General features: G+C 69.7%; 6 protein-coding genes and 1 pseudogene. 4 read left to right on the top strand and 3 right to left on the bottom strand.

Annotated features, from left to right (window positions below):
• Together G3N93_RS32235 and G3N93_RS32230 are read right to left on the bottom strand one after the other, a co-directional pair.
• A pseudogene (locus tag G3N93_RS32235) lies at nt 1–583 on the bottom strand (DNA translocase FtsK); the annotation flags it as partial.
• A 177-nt stretch (nt 584–760) separates the two neighbouring features.
• The gene (locus G3N93_RS32230) at nt 761–1306 is read right to left on the bottom strand and encodes an META domain-containing protein (RefSeq protein ID WP_089440712.1); all 546 of its coding nucleotides are present in this window, start codon (nt 1304–1306) and stop codon (nt 761–763) included.
• A gap of 213 nt (nt 1307–1519) precedes the next feature.
• Between G3N93_RS32230 and purT the strand changes: the two genes are divergently transcribed.
• The 4 genes from purT to G3N93_RS32210 all read left to right on the top strand — a co-directional run bounded on the left by purT (nt 1520) and on the right by G3N93_RS32210 (nt 5388).
• On the top strand, nt 1520–2734 hold the full coding sequence (gene purT / locus G3N93_RS32225) for a formate-dependent phosphoribosylglycinamide formyltransferase (RefSeq protein ID WP_206134776.1): 1215 nt from the start codon (nt 1520–1522) through the stop codon (nt 2732–2734).
• A gap of 18 nt (nt 2735–2752) precedes the next feature.
• Nucleotides 2753–2938, top strand: a complete 186-nt coding sequence (locus tag G3N93_RS32220; protein ID WP_011352780.1) for a DUF6726 family protein — start codon at nt 2753–2755, stop codon at nt 2936–2938.
• An 81-nt stretch (nt 2939–3019) separates the two neighbouring features.
• Nucleotides 3020–3400: an MliC family protein gene (locus tag G3N93_RS32215; RefSeq protein ID WP_069257242.1), complete on the top strand. Its 381-nt coding sequence runs from the start codon at nt 3020–3022 to the stop codon at nt 3398–3400.
• Nucleotides 3401–3780: 380 nt separating this feature from the next.
• A complete protein-coding gene (locus tag G3N93_RS32210; RefSeq protein WP_206134775.1) occupies nt 3781–5388 on the top strand; it encodes a DEAD/DEAH box helicase in 1608 nt (535 codons plus the stop codon).
• A 186-nt stretch (nt 5389–5574) separates the two neighbouring features.
• On the opposite strand, the gene G3N93_RS32205 is transcribed toward G3N93_RS32210, so the two are convergent.
• Nucleotides 5575–6106, bottom strand: a 532-nt coding sequence (locus G3N93_RS32205) for a glutamate--tRNA ligase family protein (RefSeq protein ID WP_206134774.1), incomplete at its 5' end; no start/stop codon positions are given.

Here is a 6106-nt window from a genome sequence, read left to right as displayed (position 1 = left end):
CAGGTTCCACGTGCGGACGCGGCGGCGTGCTGCTGCGCGGCTTCGGTCGCGCCTGCGGGTCGGGTTTCCACAGCGTCGGGCGCGAATACCGGCCGTTCTGGCGCGGCGCCATCGAATTGACGGTATGTGCGGTGGTCGGCTGGACGATGTCGTCGTCGCGATGCAACGCGCTGCGCGGCAGGTCGGCGATGCCGCGCGCCTCGTCGTCACCGCCGTCGCGCGCCAGCTTGACGCCGAACGACGTGTCGACCCACGCGGCGAACTGCCGCCAGCCGATGCCGGTCAGCCAGGGCAACCCGGCGAAGAACAGCACGACCATCGCGACCGGCGTGCCGATCGGGCCGAGCACGTGGGCGAAGCCTGCCGAGAACGCATGGCCGAGCGCGTTCGTGTCGGGGCCCGACAGCGGGCTCGTCAGCGTGCAGCTCGCCACGAATACCGCGGCGAAGCCGAGCCATAGACGGATCGAGCCGCGGCCGGCAAGCCCGACACCGCCAGGCAGCATCGCCTGCACGAGACGCCAGAAGAGAAGGAGGAACCAGACGGCGGAGATGCCGAACCAGCCGAAGACAACCGTGTGCATGCTTTGAAACAGGAGTGGGGAGGGGCGCGCGGGGCGCGACCCGCCGAGTTTAACCGGCCGGCGAACAAGACTCTAACGCGGCGTGCATCCGATTCACGCCGCGCGACGCGTGTGCCTGGCACACGCGCGTGGCGCGCCACGCGAAGGCGGTCGGTCGGCCTTCGCGCGCGCCGTGCATCAGGGGCTCCGGTGCGTGAAGGTCAGCGTTGCGCCGGAAGTGGTCACGATCTGCAATTGCTGGGGCTCGCGCATCTGCACGCCGGTCTTGTCGACATGGGCGAGTGCGTCGAGGTACGCGGTTTCGAGCTGGCCGCCGAGCGTATTCGGGCAGGCCATCCGCGTGCCGGCGAGCGGCCCGAAGCTCAACAGGCCGTTCTTGATCGCGTAGGTGCCCATGTAGCGATTGCAGCCCGAGAACCCGCTGGCGCGCCGGATGCCCGAGTCGGTCGACAGCGCGAGCTTGATCGGCTCGCCGTTGTCGCCGTGCGGGATCGCGCGCTGCGTGCCGTCGGCATTCAGCCAGCTGGTGAGTTCCCAGCTCGTGTCGTCGAGCAGCTGGACGGCGGCCGGGTTGTACGGGTCGGGCGCGGGGGCGGCGGAATCGGGGTGGGTCGGCATCGCGCAGGCGGCGAGAAGCGTGGCAAGCGTCAACGCGCAGAGCGGCGCGCGCAACGGGCGAAGCAGGCCGGTGCGTGCGCGTGCGGCGGCGGACAGGTGGGACATGAGCCTCGTTCCTCATCGGATTCTGATCAAGGCGTAAGAGTAACGCACCCGCCCCGCGGCAGGCGAGCCGACACTTCACGCGTGAAAACGTTCGCAGCCTGCTTGCGAGCGGCCCGCGGCCGGTTGCCGGCACGGCGAAACGCGCAAAACCGGTGTCGTGGCGCGTGTTAACATCGGAGCCGTTTTCGTCCTCCACCAGAAGCGGGTAATCACATGCAGATCGGTCAGCGGCTCGGTACGCCGCTCTCACCCTCGGCCACGCGCGTCATGCTGCTTGGCGCCGGCGAACTCGGCAAGGAAGTCATCATCGCGTTGCAGCGGCTCGGCGTCGAAGTCGTCGCGGTCGACCGCTATCCGGACGCACCGGGCCACCAGGTCGCGCATCGCGCGCATGTGATCGACATGACGGACGCCGCCGCGCTGCGGGCGATCGTCGAAGCCGAACGCCCGCACCTGATCGTGCCCGAGATCGAGGCGATCGCGACCGACGCGCTCGCGGCGATCGAGGCGGCCGGCCTCGCCGAGGTGATCCCGACCGCGCGCGCGACGCAGCTCACGATGAACCGCGAAGGGATCCGCCGGCTTGCGGCCGAGGAGCTCGGCCTGCCGACCTCGCCGTATGCGTTCGCCGATTCGTTCGAGGCGTTCAGCGCGGCGGTCGCGAAGATCGGCATGCCGTGCGTCGTGAAGCCCGTGATGTCGTCGTCGGGCAAGGGCCAGTCGGTCGTGAAGACCGAGGCCGACGTGAAGCCGGCGTGGGACTACGCGATGGCGGGCGGACGTGTGAACCACGGCCGCGTGATCGTCGAGGGCTTCATCGATTTCGACTACGAGATCACGCAGCTCACCGTGCGCGCGATCGATCCGGTGACGGACGCCACGCGCACCTACTTCTGCGAGCCGGTCGGCCACGTGCAGGTCGCGGGCGACTACGTCGAGTCGTGGCAGCCGCAGCCGATGAGCGCGGTGGCGCTCGAGAAGTCGCGCGAGATCGCGCACAAGGTCACCGAGGCGCTCGGCGGGCGCGGCATGTTCGGCGTCGAGCTGTTCGTGCGCGGCGACGACGTGTGGTTCTCCGAGGTGAGCCCGCGGCCGCACGATACGGGCCTCGTCACGCTCGCGTCGCAGCGCCAGTCGGAATTCGAGTTGCACGCGCGTGCGATTCTCGGGCTGCCGGTCGATCCGGCGCTCGGTACGCCGGCCGCGTCGGCCGTGATCTACGGCGGGCTCGACGAGCGCGGGATCGCGTTCGAAGGCGTGCGTGAAGCGCTCGCGGTGCCGGGCGCCGACCTGCGCCTGTTCGGCAAGCCGGAAAGTTTTGCGAAGCGGCGCATGGGTGTCGCGCTGGCGACCGGCGCGACCGTCGACGAAGCCCGCGAACGCGCGAAGCGCGCGGCCGCGGCCGTCCGGCCCGTGTCGGCACGCTGACGTATCCAGGAGACGACGATGACGCCGAAGTGGCTGCGTATCGGAAAGCTGGCCGCCGCGCTGGCGCTTGCAGTGAACCTCGCGGGTTGCGGCCTCGCGGCCGCCCCGTGCCGGGTAGCCTCGGCCGGGCTCAAGATCGTGCCGCTCGTCGGCCATGTCGCGGCCGCGCCGACCGACGCGTGTGCCGGCGTCATCGATCCCTGATCACGATACCCGACCCGATCGCCAACAATAATCACGCGCCCCGGGAGGGCGCGTTTCCACCCGTCTCGTGAGAGGACCTGCATGATTCGCCAAACCCTCGCCGCGCTCGCGCTTGCCGGCACGGCCGTTTCCGTCGCGCATGCCGCGCAACTGACCGTCGAAGAGATCGACGCCGATTCGCGCCAGTTCACCGTCTACCAGTGCGCGAACCAGAAGCAGCCGGTGCGCGTGTCGTACTGGCTCGCAGGCAACGGCCAGAGCTTCGCGCTCGTGCCGGTCAACGGCAAGCAGATGCTGTTCGTCGACACCGTGTCGGCGTCGGGCGCGCGCTACCAGGCCGGCCGCTATACGTGGTGGACGAAGGGCAAGGAAGCGACGCTGCGCGACGAGATCGCGGACCAGAACTCGCCGCCGCTGCTGGGCGACTGCGTACAGGTCGAGAAGAAAAAGAAGAAGGGCTGAGCGCCGGGCGGGAACGTGGATTGTGCTGCCGGTACCCGCCGGCGGCCGGCTCCCGGGCCTGACGGCCCGGCACGCGGGCTGGCGGCGCGTGATCGGATAAGACGATCCAGGATCAGACCCCTGAAGTTGCCCACCGGCCGATCGGGCCATCCGTCTGCCGCGCAGGCCTGCCCGGGCCTGCCGCGCCAACCGCCATGGCGGCCGTTCGCGGCGTTGTCACGGACAGATGGCCGCGCAGTGCTACAATACGCCCCTTTCCGCCGGCATTCGCGCCGAACGGAGTCCGCACGGCCTGGCGTCCAGCGTTCGCATTGAACCGGTCCCAAGCGCCAGAGCGGCGCCGCGCGGCGCGCCGCGGCTCCGTCTATTTCCGAATTGTGATGAGCGCAGGCCCGGCTGGCCTGACGCACGATGTCCCCGCCGCGCCTTTTGAGCGAAACGCCACCATGTCCGATTCTGTCGCCAAGCCCGTCGACGCAACCTTCGATCAATTCGGCCTTGCCGCCGATATCCTGAAAGCCATTGCGGAGCAGGGCTATACGACGCCGACGCCGATCCAGGCGCAGGCCATTCCGGTCGTGCTCGCCGGCCGCGACGTCATGGGCGCCGCGCAAACGGGTACCGGCAAGACCGCGAGTTTCTCGCTGCCGATCATCCAGCGCCTGCTGCCGCAGGCCAACACGAGCGCGTCTCCGGCGCGCCACCCGGTGCGTGCGCTGATCCTCACGCCGACCCGCGAACTCGCCGACCAGGTCGCCGCGAACGTGCACGCGTATGCGAAGCACACGCCGCTGCGCAGCGCGGTCGTGTTCGGCGGCGTCGACATGAACCCGCAGTCGGCAGAGTTGCGCCGCGGCGTCGAGGTCCTGATCGCGACGCCGGGCCGCCTGCTCGACCACGTGCAGCAGAAGACGGCGAATCTCGGCCAGGTGCAGATCCTCGTGCTCGACGAAGCCGACCGGATGCTCGACATGGGCTTCCTGCCCGACCTGCAGCGCATCCTGAACCTGCTGCCGAAGGAGCGCCAGACGCTGCTGTTCTCCGCCACCTTCTCGGGCGAAATCAAGAAGCTCGCGTCGACCTACCTGCGCAACCCGCAGACGATCGAGGTCGCGCGCAGCAACTCGACGAACGCGAACGTCACGCAGATCGTCTACGACGTCGCCGAAGGCGACAAGCAGGCGGCCGTCGTGCAGTTGCTGCGCGATCGCGGCCTCAAGCAGGTGATCGTGTTCTGCAACAGCAAGATCGGCGCAAGCCGGCTTGCGCGCAATCTCGAGCGCGACGGCGTGGTCGCGTCGGCGATCCACGGCGACAAGACGCAGATCGAGCGGATGCAGGCACTTGACGCGTTCAAGCGCGGCGAGATCGAGGCGCTGGTCGCGACCGACGTGGCCGCGCGCGGCCTCGACATCGCCGAGTTGCCGGCCGTGATCAACTTCGACCTGCCGTTCAGCGCGGAAGACTACGTGCACCGGATCGGCCGTACCGGCCGCGCGGGTGCGACGGGCGACGCGCTGTCGCTGTGCAGCCCGAACGAGCGCAAGCAGCTCGCCGATATCGAGAAGCTGATCAAGCGTCCGCTCGAAATGCAGACGCTCGCACTCGACAAGCCGGCACGCCATCGTCACGACGAGCGCGGCAACGACCGCGGCAACGACCGCGGCAACGACCGCGGCGGCGATCGCAACAGCGAGCGCGGTGGTGAGCGAGGCGGTGAGCGTGGTGGCGAACGCGGCGGTCGTCGCGATCGCGACGAGCATCGCGGTGCGTCGGCGGGGCGTCGGACGGGCGGTTCGGAGCGCGGTCATCACCGTCGCCACGAAGCGCCGGTCGACGATTTCTTCCTGAAGCCGTACGAGCCGTCGGCGCCGGCGAAGCAGCAGGACGACGCGCAGCCTGCGCAGCAGCCCGAGAAGAAGGGACCGAAGCGTCAGGTCGCCGCACTGCTCGGCGGGTTCGGGATGCCGCGCAAGCCGTCGGCGTAAGCCTGGCGGATGTGACGGTGCGGCGCGCGAGCGCCGCAGGAGAAGCGGGTGCATGCGATGAGCATGTGCCCGTTTTTCATTGGGGCTGCGGTTTGATGGGGGAGAGGCCGCGGGGCACCGGTAGCGGGCGATGCAGTCGGCATCCGGCTCACGCCCGGTTGCCGCGAAACCGGCGCGCTGCGTGCGTTAGCCGGCCTGCGGCCCGAAGCGCATCGCCCACGCGGTCGTGGCGGCGGCGTAGAACGAATCGAGCGTCGTGCCCGCGAGCGCACCGTCGGGCGCGAGGCCCAGATGCGCGGCTGCGGCCTGCAGCGCCGACAGCGGATCGTCGCGCTCGAGCGCGGTCGCGCCCGTCTGCTTGCTGAGCTTTTCGCCGTGCGCGTCGACGACGACGGGCACGTGCAGGTACTGCGGCGTCGGCATACCGAGGCAGTGCTGCAGGTAAATCTGGCGCGCGGTCGAGTCGAGCAGGTCGGCGCCGCGCACGACGTGCGTGATGTGCGCCTCGGCATCGTCGACCACGACCGCGAGCTGATAGGCCCATTGGCCGTCCGCGCGCTTCAGCACGAAATCGCCGACCTCGGTCGCGAGGTTCTGCGATTGCGTGTGTTGCCAGCGATCGTCGAACGTGACGATCGCGTTGTCGCCGTCCGGCACGCGCAGCCGCCACGCGCGCGCGGGCTTGCCGTGCAGGCCGGTGCGGCAGGTGCCCGGGTAG

It is taken from the genome of Burkholderia sp. Se-20378 (genome assembly GCF_017104665.1).
Taxonomy (GTDB): Bacteria; Pseudomonadota; Gammaproteobacteria; order Burkholderiales; family Burkholderiaceae; genus Burkholderia; species Burkholderia lata.
The sequence above is the reverse complement of the archived record's forward strand: the minus strand, read 5'-3'. Positions and strand labels throughout refer to the sequence as shown.

What these genes read in the sequence shown, in the direction of transcription:
- G3N93_RS32210 (WP_206134775.1), top strand. Translation starts at nt 3,781, where the DNA reads ATGAGCGCAGGCCCGGCTGGCCTGACGCACGATGTCCCCGCCGCGCCT.
- purT (WP_206134776.1), top strand. Translation starts at nt 1,520, where the DNA reads ATGCAGATCGGTCAGCGGCTCGGTACGCCGCTCTCACCCTCGGCCACG.
- G3N93_RS32220 (WP_011352780.1), top strand. Translation starts at nt 2,753, where the DNA reads ATGACGCCGAAGTGGCTGCGTATCGGAAAGCTGGCCGCCGCGCTGGCG.
- G3N93_RS32215 (WP_069257242.1), top strand. Translation starts at nt 3,020, where the DNA reads ATGATTCGCCAAACCCTCGCCGCGCTCGCGCTTGCCGGCACGGCCGTT.
- G3N93_RS32230 (WP_089440712.1), bottom strand. Translation starts at nt 1,306, where the DNA reads ATGTCCCACCTGTCCGCCGCCGCACGCGCACGCACCGGCCTGCTTCGC.